We start from the raw sequence: 19,032 nt of genomic DNA, 5'->3' as shown, positions 1-19,032 counted from the left end.
GGTGGTTTCCAGACCACTCTTAAGGGGTGAACAAGATGTTACGAGTAAGCGGTTTGAACCGCAAAGCGCGCCGTCGTACAGCGGCACTTTCCAAAGCGCAGACGAGCAAATACCATCAAGGAAAATCCGCTGCATATCGCGCTTTCGCTGCTCCAGTTGCTGCCGGTGCGATAGGTTTGGGTGCATCGATTGGAGTGGCAACTCCTTCGATCGCGCAAACGGTTGTTCCCCCATCAAACGGTCCGTGCAGTGTTGCGGGTGACCTCGCCACCTGTACGGGAGATGTTTCAACGGGTGTTCAGGCAAACGGGCCGGCAATCGAAACGCTCAATATCAATAACGTGACTGCTCCGGGAATTGCACCAGGCGGTGGAACAGACGGAGTGGCTTTCAGCACACCAACAGGTAACGTAACCCTTAACATCCAGACGAATGGAACCGACGGCATTGTCACGACGGGGAACGGCGCGGATGGGATTGTTGTGGATGCGGACGGCGACGGGGATGTTTCGATCACATCGACGGGCGAAATTGCAACCGACGGACGTCGATCCTTTGGCATTCGATCCGATCTTGAGGGTGACGGTGCCATTTCGGTTAACTCGACCGGCAATATCACGACATCCGGACCCAGCAGAAGCGCCGGTATCGGCGCTACTCAACAAGGTGGTGATGGCGATGTGTCAGTGGTTTCAGCGGGTCGTATAAGCACATCGGGCAGCCGTTCAGACGGAATCTACGCCAATCAGGACGGTGGAGACGGCACGGTATCGGTCAACTCAGCGGGCGATATCAGCACAATTCGAAATCGATCAACAGGCATCACCGCTCTTCAGAGTGGCGGCGAAGGGGGTGTCTCGGTGGTGTCGAATGGCAATATCTCAACGGCTGGAAACAACTCTGGCGGTATACTTGGACAGCAAAGCGATGACGATGGCGATGTCGCGATCCAATCAACCGGAAACATCACAACAGAAGGAAACAACGCGAACGCCGTCTTGGCGCGTCAAAATGGCGGCGATGGGGATATCACAGTTGAATCCGAGGGCAACCTCTCGACTTCTGGAAATAACGCCCGCGGGATCTTTGCACGGCAAGACGACGGTGATGGCGATATCACGATCCGCTCGACCGGAAATATCACAACAGCTAGCAACAACGCTGATGGCATCTTTGCCCGCCAAAGGGGTGGAGACGGAGATATCAACGTCACTTCGTCGGGCAATATTTCGTCCGCAAGGGACGGCATCCGCGCGCTTCTGACCAATGATGGCGACATTACAATTTCGAACCGGGGCGATGTCAGCGGCGCAGCAGCGGGCGACGGTATCAACGCCACGGTGAATGGCGCTGGTGATGTCGTCGTCGACAGCATCGGGGATATTACTGGCAGAGAATACGGGATTTACGGCGTAGCAAATGGAACAGGCAACGTAACGGTCAATTCCAACGGCAACATTTCTGCTGAAGAAGAACATGCGATCTTTGCTGACGCGGAGGACGGGAATGTGACCGTCAATGTGACGGGCGACGTCCAATCCCTCGATAGCGATGCAATTGATGTGGAAACCGGCAGCCCCGGAGGCGTGATTGACGTCACTGTGGTGGGCAATATCACTGGCGATGCGATCGGCATTGACGCTGATGCCGAGGATTCCGGTGATATCAACATTCAGGTCACAGGTGATATCCGCGCCGGTTCGGATGACGGCATCGAAGCCGAAGTTGATGGTGACGGCGACATCTCGATCACGATGAACGGTGATATCGAAGCAAGCGAACACGGGATCCGCAGCTTTGTTGCTGGCGACGGAAACATCTCGGTTGAAGCGTCGGGTGAAATTGCGGCGGACAATATTGATGGCATTAACGCTGAAATAGACGGAAACGGCGATGTTACTATTTCGGCATCCGGTACCATCGATGCCGAAGTTGACGGAATCTTCGCCCATGTAACCGAGAACGGCAACATAAGCATTACAAACGCTGCATCCATAATCGCCAGAAACGACGAGGGAATTGACGCCGAAATCTTCGGAGATGGCGATGTCTTCATTAGAAACTCGGGGCGGATAACCTCTCGCGAAGACGATGCGATCGAAGTGGATGTCGAGGGAAGCGGCGAAGTCAGCATTGTGAACTCTGCCCAGCTCACCGCCGATTCCGACGCGATCGATATCGAACTAAACGGTGACGGCGATGCCCGTGTGACCAATAGCGGGGCGTTGCGTTCGCTGGACAATAACGGGATTGAAGTGGACGTGGACGGAGCCGGTTCGATCACCATTGTGAACACCGGAAATATTGATGCGTTCGAATACGGTATCGAGATCGAAGATCGCGACAACAACGCCGCTGCAATAATCACAAACTCCGCCCGCATCACCGGTCGAGAAGGCTTTTCCATCGTATATGGCGGCGACGGGAACGACACGTTGAATCTCGAGCCCGGCTCGATTCTGAACGGATCGGTCGATTTCGGCAATGGCAACGATGGCATGGGGGGCACGAACCCGAATGACATTGACACGTTGAACTTTGCGCGCGGGATGAATTCGGTTGTAAATTTTGCTGATGCATCGGGTGACGATAATGACCTCGCGTCCGCCCCCGAAGTCGTCAATTTTGAAGGGGCCGGCGTTGTGGCCAACAATGGCCTCACTGCGGTTTCGGTGGATACGACGGGATTCGCGGCCCAAGGTACCTTTATCAGCGATCTCACCGACGCGGTGTTCAATACGATTGACACCGCCAGCCCCTATGCGTCCGGCTCGTCCGGTGGCCAGGTTAGCAGAAACCTGGGTCCTTTCGGGTATGTTGAACAGGATAACGGCCCATATGTCTGGGGTTCAGCCTTCGGAGGAGATCGCGATGTTGAAGAAGACGGTTCAAATCTTGGATTCAGCCATCGTATGTACGGTTTCGTAGTTGGTGCCGAGACGAATGAATTCATCGATAACAGCGATTTTGGTGTTCTTGTCGGATATGACGACAGCCATGTCTCGCTGGATCAAGACGCAGGAGATACCGATATCACGTCATATTTTGGGGGCGTCTACCTCGAAAGGGACTACGGACGATACAGCCTCAACGCAGCGCTTCTTGCTGGCGTAACCGACAATGAAGCGACCCGAAACGTTGATGGCGGCGAAGCGAAAGGCGATTTTGACGGCACGTTCGTTTCGCCATCGCTCTCGATCTCGGCACCCATCAACGCCTTGCCAATTCCTGCCTTCTTCAGTGCACGCGCAAGCTATGTCTTTCTGAAACTTGATGAATATTCCGAAACAGGAACCGCGTATCCGCTGACTGTCGAAGATCGGAACGTTTCGCTGTTCAACACGCGGGCTCAATTGAACTTGCCCCGCCTCTACGAGGCCGCAAATGGATCGAGTACCTACCTGAACTGGGCCGTTGGAGTAGATGCAACTTTTGATGCAGGATCCGACGATGTGGACGCAATCGTAGCAGCGACACCCTTTTCTTTCGTAGCTTCAACAGAAGATGCAGCTGCAGGGTTTCTTGGCTTTACGCTTGAACATACCTCTGCAGATGGAAACCGATCGATAGGCTTCAGCGGCGAGTTTCAATCAACCTTTGGTGGTGGATCCAGTGTTGTCGGAGAACTCACGGCTTCCATAAGGTTCTAAACCAACGAATTGCCGTATTGTTTGGTCAAATGTTGGTTATTAACAGCCTCTTCAAACTGACTGCCTTAACATGGGAGCGTCTGTTTAGTTTCGTCACGCACATCCAAGCCATCTACGCCTACGAAATCACAGGGGCTTTTTTGTATTTTCGAATCTAGCCGTAGGCGTCGACCGCGAAGGTCGGATTTCGCCTCCGCTACCGGATAGGTTTGCAACTGCAGAGAATGTCAGCTTCCCGCCCTTCGGGACCAAAGTGCTGTCAGACGAATTCGAACCAGTCTCAGTTTGCCACGGAAACCGCGAACCTACCCGGAACAAAGTTGACGCCACTCGCTAAGAGCAGCGGCGCGGGTCAGCTTGACGGTGTCTCGGCTGGCTAGCGATCTTTCCTGTTTGAAGTGGTTGTATACGGAGGAATGGACGGCGGCGAATTTCTGCAGACTTCGCATGCGCACGAAACGTTGCATGGCGCGTTCACGCCGTCGGAAAGGAAGGTGTGAATTCTCGACTCGGTTGTTAAGCCACATGCCCGTCTGTTGTTTTTCGGTAGCGCCAAGCTCTCCAAGAGCGGCCCGGTACGATGCGAAGCGATCCGTGACGACGGTTTCCGCTTTACCGTATCGCTACATCAATTTCTTGGGGAATTTCAGTGCTGCTGCTTTGTTTCGACGTTTGGTAACGATTGCTTCGAGCACTTCGCCCTCATGATCGACGGCCCGCTAGAGGTGGTGTCTCTTGCCATTCACCTTCACGAAAACCTCGTCCACGTGCCCTTCCATTTGGAGTATGCTCTGAATAGCTGAACACGCTTTCTTCGGATCTCAGCAGCAAACATTGGGCCAAACCTGTTCCACCAATACCGGACAGTTTCGTGGCTCACGTCGATGCCTCGCGCGTGCAACAAATCTTCGACATTCCGAAGCGCAACGCCGGGTGGACAAAGAGGCACCGCGGGACTGATCGGTAGATTGAGGTTGTTCAACGACTTCAACACCGGAACCCATGTTCTCCCATGGACGTCAGCAATCCCGATCTTCATGCTTTCAACGTGGAAGCTGCCATAGGTTACGTTCTGAAGGAAGCAGGACCCGAGGTCGCAGCCCAATATCAATATAGTGTGCAAAGATTGCAGCCCGGTGAACGCCGGATTTTTTACAATGCAGTTTTGGGACAGAGGAGGTCCTACTCAGCGCGGTACACGACAGGCCCTCCTAAGTTCAAAAAGTCGTAGCAGAATTTCTCATTGCGAAGCGAAATGATGTAACGCCTCAAATGGCAGAAATCGCCGCTTTGCTGAGAGTAGACACAAATCATTTGAGAGAACGCGGGACAAACCGCCCGGGGTTGCTACTTTGGCGGTGTGAGTAACATTCAATTTAAGATTTCCCCAGTTTGGCCGACTCTCAACGTTCCGCCTTTAGCAACCTCAACATAGACACCCATGTCCGTATGACCCATCAACACCCGAATTTGATAGGGTATCTTCATGTCCCGCTCGGCCGTTTCCGGGTTCACTTCAGTGGCTGCACACCTTTTCGTACGTGAAAGTATCTTTAACTCAACATCGCCAAATCTGAAAACTGATCCAGCTTCATCCAACTCAGAAAACGGAGGTAAACCGTCCATCTCGATATTCGCCCGGAAGCGCGCTGGGTGGATTTCTGCGTTCAGTTTTTCACCCAACTTTTCCACAGACGCCAAATTTAAAACGGATATCGCGTTCATCATTTTGGGTGATACGACAGACACATCTGTAAACCGATGAGGAGCCGACGAAACGAATATTGGCGGTTCGGGATCTTTTAAGCCGATCTCTGAAGAAAGGAAATTTGACGCATTTTTCCGATCTTCTGCAGCTTGCATGTTAAAGCTGTGTGTTTTGCCGCTCGCTTTGATCACAAGATCTTGGGTCTCAATATCAAAATTCGTCTTAACACCTGCCAGAGCAGCCTCATTTAATAGAACAACAAAGCGATCTTTCGGCAGAGGCTGAGGGTTCTGTGCGTTAAATCCGGAGTTGTAGCGCGCGAACCCGAAAAGGCGATCACCTGGAATCCCCTCCCCTGCTCGCAGCGTCACGGTTTGCATAGGCTCGGCACTCAATCCTTTAATTGGATAGCGGTTCAATCTGACGATAGAGAGTGTGTTCATACGTCTGCACCTGACCAAACGAGTTATACACGTTCCCGAGTGGTCCGCGCTATTCGACGCTACCTCCAATTCTCAAAGGTATCGACCAAATAATCTGTGAGTGCTTCAGCAGAGGGTTCGCTAAACGCGTTGGCCGCATGATGGCCGCGATTGTAGGCTGTGCCAATTTTAGTCGATAGAGCCATTTAATACCTCGCTGACGAGAATAGATGCGTATCAAGAAAAATAAACAAATTCTCATATAATCAACGACTAAGAAGCAAATTGAACGTTCCTCTCCGCCTTTTTGAGGTACGAACCTCAAATATTTCTGGACTTGAGGTGCGTACCTCAAATAGCCTTATAGACATGCCGCGATTCGCACATCCTCGAATGACGGCGCAAAAAAGGGAGGAATGGATGACTTACACAAAACTGGCTTCGGCCAGCGCAATAGTCCTTGCCGCTACTACTCTTTCTACCAAGGCAAATGCTGAAGACCTGACGCTCTGTTGGGCTGCATGGGACCCGGCCAACGCGCTTGTTGAGCTATCAAAAGAATTCGAAGCAGAATCCGGCCACACGATGAACTTCGAATTTGTTCCATGGCCAAACTTTGCCGACCGGATGCTGAACGAGCTGAACTCCGGCGGGAAGCTCTGCGACCTGTTGATCGGAGATAGTCAGTGGATCGGCGGGGGCGCTGAAAACGGTCATTATGTAAAACTGAATGATTTCTTCGATGCCGAGAGTATCAGCATGGACGATTTCGCGCCGGCAACGGTTTACGCCTATTCGACATGGCCTAAAGGTACTCCGAACTACTACGCATTGCCCGCAATGGGGGATGCAAACGGCTGGTTCTATCGCAAGGACTGGTTCGAGAATCCGGACATCCAAGCTGCGTACAAGGAAGCAACAGGGCAAGATTTGCGTGAACCTCAGTCTCAGAAAGAATTGCTGCAAATCGCGCAGTTTTTCCAGGGTCGTGAGATCGATGGAAAGACGGTCTACGGTGCGGCGATCTTTACTGAGCGCGGTTCCGAAGGGATCACCATGGGTGTGACCGGAGCGCTCTATCCGTGGGGCTTCAAATATGAAAACACACCAGGATCCTACGATATGGAGGGTGCCGTAAACTCGCCCGAAGCAGTCGAAGCACTAGAGTTTTACAAAGAATTCTACAAAACAGCGACACCCCCAGGATACACAAACTCCTACATGGGCGAGAGCTTGGACGCCTTTAAGTCCGGTCAGGTCGCCATGGCTATGAACTGGTTTGCGTTCTTCCCAGGTCTCTATGCCGATCCCAATACCGGTGGTGACAAGATCGACTTCTTCGTGAACCCACCACAAAATCAGGCAGGCTCGACACTGGGCGGACAAGGTATCTCTGTTGTCAGCTACTCTGACAAACAGGACGCCGCGCTTGAGTACATTAAGTGGTTCGCGCAGCCAGAAGTTCAGGCCAAATGGTGGGAACTAGGCGGCTACTCAGCACATAATTCGGTGCTGGAAGATCCTGGTTTCGTAGACAGCCAACCGTTCGCCGGTGACTTCCTGGAAGCAATGGCCGGGGTGCAGGATTTCTGGCAAGAGCCTGCCTACGCGGAACTGCTGCTGGCAATGCAGAAGCGCATCCACGACTACGTGGTTGCCGACCAAGGCACAGCTCAAGAAGCGCTTGATCTTCTGATCGAAGATTGGACGGAAGTCTTCGAAGACGAAGGCAAGCTTTAGTCCGGACACAGGCAGGAGCGGGTGCAAACCCGCTCTACCTTCACCCGTGAGTCCTAAACCAACAAGAACTGGCAAAGAGATGTCTGACAGGACCGTAGATCGCGTTGCGCAGGCAACGCCAGAGCGAGTTGCGCGAAAAATTCGAGGGCTATCCGATCGCGCGATCGCCTGGGTATTCATCTCCCCAACGATATTTCTACTGCTGGCGATCAATATCTTCCCTTTGATCTGGACCATCCAACTGAGCTTTACCAACTACAAGGCCAACCGGATCGGCCGTGAAGTCAAAGATGTCGGGCTCAGGAATTACGAGCGTATCCTGACAGACACGGACACATGGCTGAACATGCAGGCCACCGCACATTTCCTGTTCTGGACGATTTTTTTTCAAGTCCTGATCGGATTTACTCTGGCGTGGTTGATCAACAAGAAATTCAAGGGCAATGATCTTTGGACCACGATCATCGTGCTGCCGATGATGCTGTCCCCGGCCGTTGTCGGAAACTTCTGGAAGTTTCTCTATCAGCCTCAGATCGGCCTGTTTAACTACATCGTATCGTGGTTTACCGGCAAAGACCCGTCGAGCTTTGAGATGCTCGGGTCCGTAACGCTGGCGCCCTGGTCCATCGTGATTGTCGACACCTGGATGTGGACCCCCTTCGTGATGCTCATCTGTCTGGCCGGGCTGCGCAGTATTCCCGATTACATCTACGAGGCAGCTGAGATCGACAGGGCCAGCAAGCTGCGCCAGTTCTTTACGATTACCATCCCGATGGTCCTGCCATTCCTCATGTTGGCGGTGCTGTTTAGAGGGATCGAGAACTTCAAGATGTTCGATCTGGTGGTGCAACTGACGGGCGGCGGGCCAGGGTCTGTTACGGAGCTGACCTCCATCAATTTGAAGCGCGAAGCCTTTGAGAAATGGCGCACGGGTTATGCCTCGGCTTATGCGATCATCCTTTTCGTCACCGTGTTCGGCCTCGCGTCGATCTACGTCAAAGCCCTGAACAAGGTGAAACAGAGATGAGCAGTTTTTCCGTCACCGAACCTTCGAACCGTTCAAAGTGGATCGCCGGGTTTCTGGTTATCACCTATGCGCTGATCACGATGATCCCGCTGGTTTGGATTTTGCTAACTGGCTTCAAGTCTCCAGCCGATGCGATCAGCTACCCACCCAAGGTTGTCTTTGATCCAACGCTAGAAGGCTATGTCAATCTCTTCACCACTCGCACACGGCAGACGCAGGAGTTCCTGGAAGCCAACCCGCCACAGAACTGGGCCGATGAGATCGTGCGCCAATATGACATGGTGATTGTCGGACCATCCAAATTCGGTGAGCGCTTTATGAATTCGGTTATCATCGGATTTGGCTCGACGTTCCTAAGCATCTTCCTTGGCACCTTGGCTGCTTATGCATTCAGCCGTTTCAAGGTGCCGCTCAAGGATGACCTTCTGTTCTTCATCCTCAGCACGAGAATGATGCCCCCGGTCGCCGTTGCGATCCCAATCTTCCTGATGTTCAGAAACCTCGGTCTAAGCGACACGCATTTGGGGATGATCCTTCTCTATACGGGTGTGAACATCTCGTTGGCTGTTTGGCTGCTGAAAGGGTTCATCGACGAAATCCCGCGAGAGTACGAGGAAGCGGCACTAATAGACGGCTACACGCGGTTTCAGGCGTTTTACAAAGTTGTACTGCCGCAGGCTGCGACGGGTATCGCTTCGACAGCGATCTTCTGCCTTATCTTTGCATGGAACGAGTATGCGTTTGCCGTGTTGCTGACATCCGCGAATGCGCAGACCGCGCCGCCCTTTATTCCCACCATCATCGGGATCGGTGGGCTGGATTGGCCTGCAGTTGCGGCTGGTGCCACGATCTTCCTGATTCCGGTCATGATTTTCACCATCCTGATGCGCAAACACCTGCTGCGCGGGATCACATTCGGAGCGGTGCGCAAATGAGCGAGTTTCTATCAGGATTAATGCGTTTTCGCCGAGGCCCATGGGAGATGGTCGCGACCATCCTCATCGCGGTCGGCGTATTTATGCTGATGCAACCGTTCGTCCTTTGGGCGTTCACTTATTCCTTCATCGTTACGCTGATCGGAACTGTCATGTTCATCATCGTCAGCCATTTTCCGGAGTAGAAATGGCCCAGATCGTTGTCAAAAACGTAAAGAAGATGTTCGGCGATTTCACCGCTGTGCGGGAAAGCTCGTTCACGATTGAAGATGGTGAATTCTTCATGCTGCTTGGTCCATCGGGCTGCGGCAAAACAACGACGCTGAGGATGATCGCAGGCTTGGAGCTTCCAACATCGGGTGAGATCTATCTCGACGGCGAAGAAATCAGCCAGCGACCCCCATCAGAGCGAGACATTGCATTCGTGTTCCAGATGTTTGCGCTGTATCCCCACATGAACGTGCGCAAAAATATCAGCTACCCCCTGATATCGCAGGGCATGCCGCGTGCTGCTGTAAAAGCCAAAGTAGAAGAAGTCGCGGGAATTCTGGGGATCAACGACATCCTCGATAGCCCGGTAGGTGGACTGTCGGGTGGCGACCGGCAGCGCGTGGCGCTGGGCCGCGCGATCGTTCGCGAACCCAAGGCATTCATGATGGACGAACCGTTGGGTGCCTTAGATGCCGAGTTTCGAGAACACATGGCCGAAGAGTTACGCGCGCTTCATGACCGTATGGGCGCAACCACTGTTTACGTGACACACGACCAGTTGGAAGCCATGCAAATGGGCGACAAGATCGTAGTGATGAACAACGCTGTGATTGAGCAATTCGGCACACCTCAGGAAATCTACGACAAACCAGCCACAATGTTCGTTGCAGATTTTATCGGGTCCCCTTCCATGAACTTCCTGCCGTTTCAAGGAAAGGTCGCGCCTGACTCGGAAATGGTTCGACTAAATGGCCATGACGAAGCCGTGCCCAAACTGATGGAGGGGGCGGAAGGTGACTTAGTTTTTGGGGTTCGCCCTGAGCATGTTTTTCTATCGGATGCGAGCGCCTACAGAGCCAAGGTTCTGGCGACAGAATATTTGGGAACCACCCAGATCGTGACGCTGCAAAGCCCGAACGGAGAGCTGAAAGCCCGGATTGATGCGCGCGAAGTCGTAAATCCCGGCGAGACGGTGGGGTTAGAGTTCCGCTCACCCTCAGTAACACTGTTTGAAAAGGCCACCGGACGCGCGTTGAGGTCCGCTCTGAACGACGAGGTACTAAGTAATGGCTGAAGTCGTTTTAGAGAATATCTCGAAGTCATTCGGCAATCTAAAGGCGGTGGATGATATCTCAATGACGATCCCCAACGGCGCCTTTGTGGTGCTATTGGGTCCAACGGGCGCGGGAAAGACAACGACGCTGAGATTGATATCCGGACTTGAGAAACTGGATTCTGGAACCGTTCGCATTGCTGGACGGGATGTTGGAATAGAAACGCCAGCCCAGCGCGATGTGGCTATGGTTTTCCAGCAATACTCACTGTACCCGCATATGACAGTGCGGGAGAACCTGTCTTTTCCTCTGAGGTCGCCGATCCTGAAGACGCCAGAGGATGAGATCAAGAGGAAGGTTAACGAAGTTGCGGACATCCTCCAGATTCCGCACAAGTTGAACAACAAAGCGACTGAACTGTCTGGCGGTGAAATGCAGCGCGTTTCAATTGGACGAGCGCTGGTGCGAGACCCCCAGATATTTCTGATGGATGAACCCCTCAGCTCTTTGGACGCCAAGCTTCGGGCGGATTTGCGGGTCGAATTAAAAAGAATTCAGGCGGATCTGGGATCGACCTTGCTATACGTGACCCATGATCAAGTCGAAGCCATGACAATGGCGACGCATATCGGCGTTTTGGAGAACGGCAGGCTGGTTCAGTACGGAACACCCCGGGACATCTATGAAAACCCCGGTAGCGTTTATGTCGCCAGCCGGTTGGGACTGCCGCGGATCAACATTCTGCCTTCCGAGCTGTTCGGAGGCAATCACAAAGGTCCGCAAATAGGTCTTCGCCCGGAAAACATCATCGAAGGAGAAGGCAGCGAAGCGCGGGTAATACGCGCAGAGCATCTGGGGGATCAAACGCGGCTACACCTGGACCTGAACGGTCACCCGGTTGTGACCTTGATTGATGTACATCAGGATTATCCATCTGGAAAACTTATAAAAATTCGCCCACACAACCCGTTGTATTTTGACGCGTCCGGCGCGCGCGTGAATTAAGGAGCAAAAGCATGGCCCAGTTCCTCAACACAAAAGAAACTTTGGTTACAGAGGCCATAGACGGTCTTCTGGCGTCTTCCGGAGGGCAACTGACCCGGTTGGACGGTTACCCGCACATCAAGGTTGTTTACAGGTCGGATTGGGACAAGTCGAAGGTCGCCCTGGTTTCTGGCGGGGGGTCTGGTCACGAACCCGCCCATGCAGGTTTTGTTGGCGCCGGTATGCTGACAGCCGCGGTGTGCGGGGAAGTGTTTGCATCCCCGTCAGTCGAGGCGGTTCTGGCGGGCATTCTTGCGGTCACGGGTGAGGCTGGGTGCCTGCTTATCGTCAAAAATTACACCGGTGATCGGTTGAACTTTGGACTGGCAGCTGAACGCGCCCGTGCATTGGGCCGCAAGGTAGAGATGGTCGTTGTCGACGATGACATCGCCCTGCCCGATCTTCCGCAACCACGTGGCGTGGCGGGTACGTTGTTCGTTCACAAAATCGCCGGAGCGCTTGCTGAAGACGGTGCTGACCTAGACACCGTTACAAATGCTGCAAGAAGCACCATTGCGAAGGTTGTCAGCATCGGTATGAGCTTGGACACCTGTACCGTTCCGGGATCTCCAAAAGAAGACCGGATCGCCCCCGGGAAAGCAGAGCTTGGCTTGGGTATTCATGGCGAGCCCGGTGTACAGCAAGTCGAGTTCTCAAATGCTGTATCGGCTATGTCCACAGTGGTGGAGAAGCTGAAGCAAAGGGTGGGGTCCGGGGATTGCGTGGCGTTGGTCAACAACCTGGGTTCTACAACTCCGCTAGAAATGGCTGTCCTTACGCATGCGTTGTCCGAAACTGGTTTTGCCCACCATATCATTGGCCCGGCACCCATGATGACGTCGCTGGATATGCACGGGTTTTCGGTTTCCATTCTGCCTGTGGATCAGGACGATTTGTCAGCCCTTGAAACACCCGTTGATCTGGCCGCATGGCCCGGGGTCGATTCCATCGGCCCGATCAAAGTGGCCCCATTGCCTGATGGCCTGACCCCTATCGATCCAATTCCTTCGAACAATCCCACCACAAGGGAAACGATCACCCGGTTGTCTGAACTGCTCATCAACGCAGAGAAGAACCTCAACGAACTGGACGCGAAATCTGGAGATGGCGATACAGGAAGCACATTGGCGACTGCCGCAAGAGCATTGCAAGGTAGCCTTGACCGCATGCCGCTTGCTGATCTGACACAACTGTTTCCGGCGTTGGGCAATGAGTTAAGTCAGACAATGGGTGGTTCTTCCGGCGTGATACTCGCAATCTTCTTCAACGCAGCTGGAGATGCCTGTGCGAGCGGAGCATCGGTACCGAAATCTCTCGTCGAAGGACTGAATCGCGTCAGCCAGGTTGGGGGTGCCAAGGTCGGTGACAGGACAATGATTGACGCCCTAGCACCGGCACTTGCCGCGCTGCCATCTGGTCTGACGCACGCGGCCGAGGCTGCCCGCAAAGGCGCGAACAACACCGCAAATATTCGACGTGCTAAGGCAGGCCGCGCAGCCTATGTTCCCGAAGAAAACCTTGTTGGACATAACGATCCCGGCGCTGAGGCTGTTGCTTTGTTGTTTGAAGGCTTAGCGCGGGAGATTGAGGGCTGAAGAACACGTGGAAGACCAAAAACAAAAACTAGAATTGGTGAAAAAGCCAACCGTTAATGACATCGCGCGCGTTGCGGGTGTTAGCCTAGCGACTGTTGACCGGGTCTTGAACAGACGCCCCGGCGTGCGGGCGGTGACCGTACAGAAAGTACAAAAGGCGATTGATGAGCTGGGGTATGTGCGCGACACGGCCGCGGCCAACCTTGCGCGTAACCGAGTTTACAACTTCCTCTTTGTTCTGCCGGACACGGACAACGAGTTTGTGGAGGCAATCAGCAGTCAGATCGCAGAACAATCACGCGACCAATTTATCGAACGGACTCGCATTGCAATAAAGAAGGTTGCTCCGTTTGAGCCCCAAGATATCGTCAACATTCTGGATGCTGTAGACAGTTTGGATGTAGACGGAGTCGCCGTTTTCGGGCCCGAAACGCCTTCTGTCCGGGATGCTGTTAAAAGGCTCAGGGACAAAGGCGTTCCGGTTGTTGCCCTGGTGTCTGACTTGCCGAGTTCTGAACGAGACCACTTTGTCGGTATTGATAACGTTTCGGCAGGACGAACCGCCGCTCAGCTAATGGGGCGATTTGTGCATCGTGACGGCAAGGTCTTGGTACTTACAGGATCCCGTTTGGCACGTGACCACCTCGAACGACGTCAAGGCTTTGACCTTGTTGTGGCTGAGGAATTTCCGCACCTCGAAGTCGTAGCATCAGTCGAGGGCCGAGATGACCCGGATCTGATTTACAGGATGATGCCCGAAATATTTGAAACCTATCCAGATCTGGTCGGAATATACTCGTCAGCAGCGGGTAACGCAGGCCTGATTCAATTCCTTTCAGAAAACAAGCTCAGCGAAGATCTGGTGATCATAGCTCATGAGCTTACACCGCTCAGTCGTGAGGCGCTCACGCTCGGTACATTTGACGCTCTGATCTCGCAAGACACTGGGCACATTGTACGTTCAGCCGTCCGCCTGCTGCGCGCGACTTCGGATAAGGTTCCGTTCAACAAAGCGCAGGAACGTATCCGCATCGACATCTATCTGAAGGAAAATTTACCGCCATAGAGGCTCAGGTTTTGGGGAGGAGATTTTATGAAGACGATCAAAGGTCCAGCTTTGTTTCTTGCGCAATTTGCGGGGGACGAAGCGCCGTTCAATTCGTGGGACGCGATCACTAAATGGGCAGCTGACTGTGGATACAAAGGCGTTCAGGTGCCCAGTTGGGACGGCCGGCTGTTCGACCTGGAACAGGCCGCGTCCAGCACCGGTTACTGCGATGACTTCAAAGGAAAAGCCAGGGACAATGGTGTCGAAGTTACTGAACTTTCAACGCACCTTCAGGGCCAGCTTGTGGCCGTTCACCCGGCCTATGACAGTGCATTTGACGGCTTTGCGGCCGAAAGCGTCAGAGGGAACCCGAAAGCCCGGCAAGAATGGGCAGTAGACCAGGTCAAGAAAGCGCTATCAGCTTCGAAAAACTTGGGTATTTCTGCACATGCGACATTCTCGGGCGCGTTGGCATGGCCTTATGTCTATCCTTGGCCGCAGCGCCCCGCCGGCTTGATTGAAACGGCGTTTGATGAGCTTGCGCGTCGTTGGGTGCCAATCCTTGATCACGCCGAAGACTGCGGCGTTGATGTATGCTACGAAATCCACCCCGGAGAGGACCTCCACGATGGTGTGACGTACGAGATGTTTCTGGAACGGACGGGAAATCACCCACGGGCCTGCATGCTATACGACCCGTCGCACTACGTGCTGCAATGCCTCGACTATCTGGACAATATCGACATCTACAAAGATCGGATCCGGATGTTCCATGTCAAAGATGCCGAGTTCAACCCAACCGGGCGGCAAGGTGTTTATTCCGGGTATCAAAGCTGGGTTGATCGGGCTGGGCGGTTCCGGTCGCTTGGTGATGGCCAAGTGGATTTCGGTGCGGTCTTCTCAAAAATGGCGGCGAATGACTTTGATGGTTGGGCTGTGGTCGAATGGGAATGCTGTCTCAAACACCCCGAGGATGGCGCGCGTGAAGGCGCTCAGTTTGTGTCAGATCACATCATCCGTGTGACCGAGAAAGCCTTTGATGATTTCGCTGATAGTGGCGCCGACGAAGCCGCCAATCGGAAAATGCTGGGGATTGATTGATGGTCACAGGACGCAGTGAAGAAACATCAGGACGCATTCGGCTTGGCATGGTTGGCGGCGGAAACGACGCCTTCATAGGGGGTGTTCATCGCATAGCGGCGCGACTGGACGACAAGTTCGAGCTGGTCGCCGGTGCTTTGTCTTCGACGCCAGAGAAATCTCTTGAAAGTGGTCAAGCATTGGGGCTCGAACGGGTTTATGAAGACTTCAAGAAAATGGCGATCCGGGAAGCCCGATTGAAATCTGGGATCGAGGCAGTCTCAATTGTCACGCCAAATCACGTTCACTATGCAGCCGCGCGTGAATTCCTGAAACGCGGTATTCACGTCATTTGTGACAAGCCACTCACCTCGACCCTTGCGGATGCAAAAAGACTGGTGAAGGCGGCCGAAAGCGCGAAGGCACTGTTCATTTTGACCCACAATTACACGGGCTATCCGATGGTTCGGCAGGCGCGTGAAATGGTTGCCAACGGCGAAATTGGCAAAATTCGTGTGGTTCAAGTTGAGTACCCGCAGGACTGGCTGACCGAGCAGCAGGATTTCAAACAGGCTGAGTGGCGAACCGATCCTGAACGCTCGGGCGCGGGTGGATCAACCGGTGACATCGGAACCCATGCCTACCACCTCGCTTGCTTTGTAACCGGGCTGAAGGTGGAAAGCCTGGCGGCGGACTTGCAGGCTTTTGTGCCGGGACGCAAAGTAGATGACAACGCGCACGTCTTGCTTCGCTTCGAAGGCGGAGCGCGTGGGATGCTTTGGTCTTCTCAGGTGGCTCCCGGTAATGAAAACGCACTTCGTTTGCGGGTCTATGGCGAAAAAGGTGGGCTGGAGTGGGCCCAGGAAGATCCCAATTACCTTTGGTTCACACCATACAACGAACCCAAGCGTCTGATCACCCGAAATGGAGCTGGAGCAGGTGACGCTGCCAATCGGTTGAGTAGAGTCCCTCCGGGCCATCCCGAGGGATATCTTGAAGGTTTCGCCAATATCTATGGAGAGGCTGCTGAGGCAATCCAAGCTTTCCGAGGCGGGATTTCACCTGATATTCCGGTTGTCTATCCAACGGTCCATGATGGACTCAATGGTGTAAAGTTTGTAGCCGCATGCGTGCAAAGCTCTTCAAGGAATGCGGCTTGGGTCAAGTTAGAGTAAAGTCTGGCTGTGGGAAAAGAGCGGACATCTTAGAGGGTGCTGTCAAACGAATTCGAACCAGTCTCAGTTTGCGGCGGAAACCGCGAAACTATCCGGAACAAAGTTGACGCCACTCGCTAAGAGCGGCCGCGCGGGTCAGCTTGAAGGTGTCTCGACTGGCTAGCGTTCTTTCCTGGTTGAAGTGGTTGTAAACAGAGGAATGGACGGAGGCGAATTTCTGTAGACTTCGCATGCGCCTGAAACGCTGCATCGCGCGTTCGCTTCGTCGAAACGGCAGGTGCGAATTCTCGATACGGTTGTTGAGCCTCCTGCCCGTCTGTTGTTTTTCAAGCGCGCCCATTTCTCTGAGCGCAGCCTTGTAGGAAGCGAAGCGATCTGTGACAATCTATTCGGCGCAACCGTGCCGCTTCATCAATTTCCTGAGGAATTTCAGTGCTGCGGCTTTGTTTCGACGCTTCGTGACAACGGCTTCCAGCACCTCGCCTTCGTGATCAACAGCCCGCCAAAGATAATGCCGCTTACCATTCACCTTCACGAAAACCTCGTCCGCGTGCCACTTCCATTTGGAGTATGCTCTCAATTGCTGAACACGCTTTCTTCGGATCTCAGAGGCAAACATCGGACCGAACCTGTTCCAACAGTAGCAGTCGGTTTCGTGGCTCACGTCGATGCCTCGCTCGTGCAACAAGTCTTCGACATTCCGAAGCGAGAGCGGGAAGCGGATGTACAGCGTTACCGCAAGACGGATGATATCGGGACTGGTTTTGAAGTATTTGAAAGAGGCAGGTCTGGTCATGGGCAAAAGCTATGCAACACCCCTGCCCCGCTCAAGACACGTTCTTCTGACAAGACCCCAACCCGATCCCCGCCTCCGGTCCATGTTGATCCGCGCCCATGGCTGGACCCACGATCTGAAGTCCGGAGTTCAACTGATGGAAGTTGCGCGGCGTGAAAGCGTCCCCGGCGCTTTCATCCTTGCCCGTGCTCAGCTCGCGTTTCTCTCACTGAAGATTCAGGCCGCGCTTCTCAACGGCACCCAGCCGCCCGAACTTACACTCAAGCGTCTGGTCAGCGTGACCCACCCACTTGATTGGTCCGAACAGGAACGCCTGTTCGGCTTCTGACATCTCCAGATCCTGCGTCCCTGATGCAGACTTCGCCCTCCCTGATCCGGCGGAACAATTCCCCGTTCGCACGAGAAAATTCCCTGCTCCACCTTTTAGGGAATTTGCAACATAAACCCCTGTAAAACATTCAGTTCTGACAGGTGAAATTACTGAACTCAGACCCGTTTCGCGAAAATTCCCTGTAAATTGCCGGGTATCAGGAAAACCCCACCCAAAGCGATCCCGCCAAAATGCGGCACTGAGACTGGGGCCTGAATCGTGATCCGAGTGTACGATCTGCTCCGTCTCTAATTGAAAGCGTATGCGTCAACTCGCGGGAATTGCGGAACAATTCCGGGTCAAAAAACACAACTGAAGTGAGACAGGGAAGTGAGACAGGTATGAGTGGCGGGGAGACAGGGATTCGAACCAGTCTCAGCTAGGCCAGTGTAGCTGTCCTTCATTCGTCACAAAGACCCCGCCACTCGGCGAGAGCGGCGGTGAGTATCAGCTTGAAGGTGTCTCGACTGGCTAGCGATCTTTCCTGGTTGAAGTGATTGTAGACGGAGGAATGGACGGAGGCGAATTTCTGTAGACTTCGCATGCGCCTGAAACGCTGCATCGCGCGTTCGCGTCGTCGAAACGGCAGGTGTGAATTCTCGGCGCGGTTGTTGAGCCACCTGCCCGTCTGTTGTTTTTCGAACGCGCCTATTTCTCTGAGCGCAGCCTTGTAGGAAGCGAAGCGATCTGTGACGACCTCCTTGGCGCAACCGTGCCGTTTCATCAATTTCCTGAGGAATTTTAGTGCTGAAGCCTTGTTTCGGCGTTTGGTGACAACTGCTTCCAGCACTTCACCTTCGTGATCTACTGCACGCCACAGATAATGTCGCTTGCCATTCACCTTTACGAAAACCTCGTCCACGTGCCACTTCCATTTCGAGAACGCGCGCAGCTGCTGCACACGCTTCCGTCGGATCTCAGCTGCAAGCATTGGACCAAACCTGTTCCACCAATATCGGACAGTTTCGTGGCTCACGTCGATGCCTCGCTCGTGCAACAGATCTTCGACATTTCGAAGCGAGAGCGGGAAACGGATGTACAGCATCACCGCAAGGCGGATGACCTCGGGACTGGTTTTGAAGTACTTGAAAGAGGCAGGTTTGGTCATGGGCAAAAGCTACGCAACCGTCCTGCCCCGCTCAAGCAATGTTAATCTGACAAGACCCTTGAAAGAGGC

Annotated in this window: 14 protein-coding genes and 2 pseudogenes; 12 read left to right on the top strand and 4 right to left on the bottom strand. The window is 53.6% G+C overall.

The features are described from left to right. The first annotated feature begins 35 nt into the window (after positions 1 to 35). Complete coding sequence (locus ACR0NM_RS02240; RefSeq protein WP_480613022.1) at positions 36 to 3,650, top strand: autotransporter domain-containing protein; 3,615 nt, start codon at positions 36 to 38, stop codon at positions 3,648 to 3,650. Between the two features lie 305 nt (positions 3,651 to 3,955). Here the strand turns inward: ACR0NM_RS02240 and ACR0NM_RS02235 are convergent. Together ACR0NM_RS02235 and ACR0NM_RS02230 are read right to left on the bottom strand one after the other, a co-directional pair. Continuing rightward, positions 3,956 to 4,578: pseudogene (locus ACR0NM_RS02235) on the bottom strand (IS6 family transposase); the annotation flags it as partial. A 443-nt stretch (positions 4,579 to 5,021) separates the two neighbouring features. Further along, complete coding sequence (locus ACR0NM_RS02230; protein ID WP_170399685.1) at positions 5,022 to 5,801, bottom strand: MOSC domain-containing protein; 780 nt, start codon at positions 5,799 to 5,801, stop codon at positions 5,022 to 5,024. Positions 5,802 to 6,200: 399 nt separating this feature from the next. Here ACR0NM_RS02230 and ACR0NM_RS02225 point away from each other — a divergent pair, with 399 nt between their 5' ends. The 10 genes from ACR0NM_RS02225 to ACR0NM_RS02180 all read left to right on the top strand — a co-directional run bounded on the left by ACR0NM_RS02225 (position 6,201) and on the right by ACR0NM_RS02180 (position 16,689). After that, positions 6,201 to 7,520 (top strand): extracellular solute-binding protein, encoded by a 1,320-nt coding sequence (locus tag ACR0NM_RS02225; RefSeq protein ID WP_170399683.1) that lies wholly within the window; start codon positions 6,201 to 6,203, stop codon positions 7,518 to 7,520. A gap of 79 nt (positions 7,521 to 7,599) precedes the next feature. Then, entirely contained in the window at positions 7,600 to 8,547 is a 948-nt protein-coding gene (locus ACR0NM_RS02220) for a carbohydrate ABC transporter permease (RefSeq protein WP_480613019.1), read from the top strand. Next, complete coding sequence (locus tag ACR0NM_RS02215; protein ID WP_010442361.1) at positions 8,544 to 9,482, top strand: carbohydrate ABC transporter permease; 939 nt, start codon at positions 8,544 to 8,546, stop codon at positions 9,480 to 9,482. Before ACR0NM_RS02220 ends, ACR0NM_RS02215 begins: the two co-directional genes overlap by 4 nt. After that, positions 9,479 to 9,667 (top strand): hypothetical protein, encoded by a 189-nt coding sequence (locus ACR0NM_RS02210; protein WP_170399676.1) that lies wholly within the window; start codon positions 9,479 to 9,481, stop codon positions 9,665 to 9,667. The genes ACR0NM_RS02215 and ACR0NM_RS02210 overlap by 4 nt, the downstream gene beginning before the upstream one ends. A gap of 2 nt (positions 9,668 to 9,669) precedes the next feature. After that, positions 9,670 to 10,767: an ABC transporter ATP-binding protein gene (locus ACR0NM_RS02205; protein WP_170734706.1), complete on the top strand. Its 1,098-nt coding sequence runs from the start codon at positions 9,670 to 9,672 to the stop codon at positions 10,765 to 10,767. Continuing rightward, positions 10,760 to 11,752, top strand: a complete 993-nt coding sequence (locus ACR0NM_RS02200; RefSeq protein ID WP_170403462.1) for an ABC transporter ATP-binding protein — start codon at positions 10,760 to 10,762, stop codon at positions 11,750 to 11,752. The genes ACR0NM_RS02205 and ACR0NM_RS02200 overlap by 8 nt, the downstream gene beginning before the upstream one ends. An 11-nt stretch (positions 11,753 to 11,763) precedes the next feature. Continuing rightward, complete coding sequence (locus ACR0NM_RS02195) at positions 11,764 to 13,386, top strand: dihydroxyacetone kinase subunit DhaK (protein WP_170626548.1); 1,623 nt, start codon at positions 11,764 to 11,766, stop codon at positions 13,384 to 13,386. Positions 13,387 to 13,393: 7 nt separating this feature from the next. Further along, a complete protein-coding gene (locus tag ACR0NM_RS02190) occupies positions 13,394 to 14,452 on the top strand; it encodes a LacI family DNA-binding transcriptional regulator (RefSeq protein ID WP_170567733.1) in 1,059 nt (352 codons plus the stop codon). Positions 14,453 to 14,479: 27 nt separating this feature from the next. Then, positions 14,480 to 15,535, top strand: coding sequence for a sugar phosphate isomerase/epimerase family protein (locus tag ACR0NM_RS02185; RefSeq protein ID WP_480613016.1), 1,056 nt, complete (start codon positions 14,480 to 14,482; stop codon positions 15,533 to 15,535). Further along, positions 15,535 to 16,689, top strand: a complete 1,155-nt coding sequence (locus ACR0NM_RS02180) for a Gfo/Idh/MocA family protein (protein ID WP_480613014.1) — start codon at positions 15,535 to 15,537, stop codon at positions 16,687 to 16,689. The genes ACR0NM_RS02185 and ACR0NM_RS02180 overlap by 1 nt, the downstream gene beginning before the upstream one ends. A gap of 88 nt (positions 16,690 to 16,777) precedes the next feature. Here the strand turns inward: ACR0NM_RS02180 and ACR0NM_RS02175 are convergent. Continuing rightward, positions 16,778 to 17,485: pseudogene (locus ACR0NM_RS02175) on the bottom strand (IS6 family transposase). Between ACR0NM_RS02175 and ACR0NM_RS02170 the strand changes: the two are divergent. Continuing rightward, positions 17,484 to 17,813, top strand: coding sequence for a hypothetical protein (locus ACR0NM_RS02170; RefSeq protein ID WP_480613012.1), 330 nt, complete (start codon positions 17,484 to 17,486; stop codon positions 17,811 to 17,813). The pseudogene ACR0NM_RS02175 and the gene ACR0NM_RS02170 overlap by 2 nt on opposite strands. 442 nt (positions 17,814 to 18,255) lie before the next feature. On the opposite strand, the gene ACR0NM_RS02165 is transcribed toward ACR0NM_RS02170, so the two are convergent. After that, entirely contained in the window at positions 18,256 to 18,963 is a 708-nt protein-coding gene (locus ACR0NM_RS02165) for an IS6 family transposase (RefSeq protein ID WP_480613010.1), read from the bottom strand. Positions 18,964 to 19,032: the final 69 nt, after the last annotated feature.

The sequence above is a fragment of the Ruegeria sp. AF2 genome, from assembly GCF_056542025.1.
Note: the sequence above shows the minus strand (reverse complement) of the source record. Positions and strands in the feature narration are given on the sequence as shown.

Excerpts from the sequence above, each read along its gene's own strand:
- ACR0NM_RS02240 (WP_480613022.1), top strand. The coding sequence starts at position 36 with ATGTTACGAGTAAGCGGTTTGAACCGCAAAGCGCGCCGTCGTACAGCG.
- ACR0NM_RS02230 (WP_170399685.1), bottom strand. The coding sequence starts at position 5,801 with ATGAACACACTCTCTATCGTCAGATTGAACCGCTATCCAATTAAAGGA.
- ACR0NM_RS02225 (WP_170399683.1), top strand. The coding sequence starts at position 6,201 with ATGACTTACACAAAACTGGCTTCGGCCAGCGCAATAGTCCTTGCCGCT.
- ACR0NM_RS02220 (WP_480613019.1), top strand. The coding sequence starts at position 7,600 with ATGTCTGACAGGACCGTAGATCGCGTTGCGCAGGCAACGCCAGAGCGA.
- ACR0NM_RS02215 (WP_010442361.1), top strand. The coding sequence starts at position 8,544 with ATGAGCAGTTTTTCCGTCACCGAACCTTCGAACCGTTCAAAGTGGATC.
- ACR0NM_RS02210 (WP_170399676.1), top strand. The coding sequence starts at position 9,479 with ATGAGCGAGTTTCTATCAGGATTAATGCGTTTTCGCCGAGGCCCATGG.
- ACR0NM_RS02205 (WP_170734706.1), top strand. The coding sequence starts at position 9,670 with ATGGCCCAGATCGTTGTCAAAAACGTAAAGAAGATGTTCGGCGATTTC.
- ACR0NM_RS02200 (WP_170403462.1), top strand. The coding sequence starts at position 10,760 with ATGGCTGAAGTCGTTTTAGAGAATATCTCGAAGTCATTCGGCAATCTA.
- ACR0NM_RS02195 (WP_170626548.1), top strand. The coding sequence starts at position 11,764 with ATGGCCCAGTTCCTCAACACAAAAGAAACTTTGGTTACAGAGGCCATA.
- ACR0NM_RS02185 (WP_480613016.1), top strand. The coding sequence starts at position 14,480 with ATGAAGACGATCAAAGGTCCAGCTTTGTTTCTTGCGCAATTTGCGGGG.
- ACR0NM_RS02180 (WP_480613014.1), top strand. The coding sequence starts at position 15,535 with ATGGTCACAGGACGCAGTGAAGAAACATCAGGACGCATTCGGCTTGGC.
- ACR0NM_RS02170 (WP_480613012.1), top strand. The coding sequence starts at position 17,484 with ATGGGCAAAAGCTATGCAACACCCCTGCCCCGCTCAAGACACGTTCTT.
- ACR0NM_RS02165 (WP_480613010.1), bottom strand. The coding sequence starts at position 18,963 with ATGACCAAACCTGCCTCTTTCAAGTACTTCAAAACCAGTCCCGAGGTC.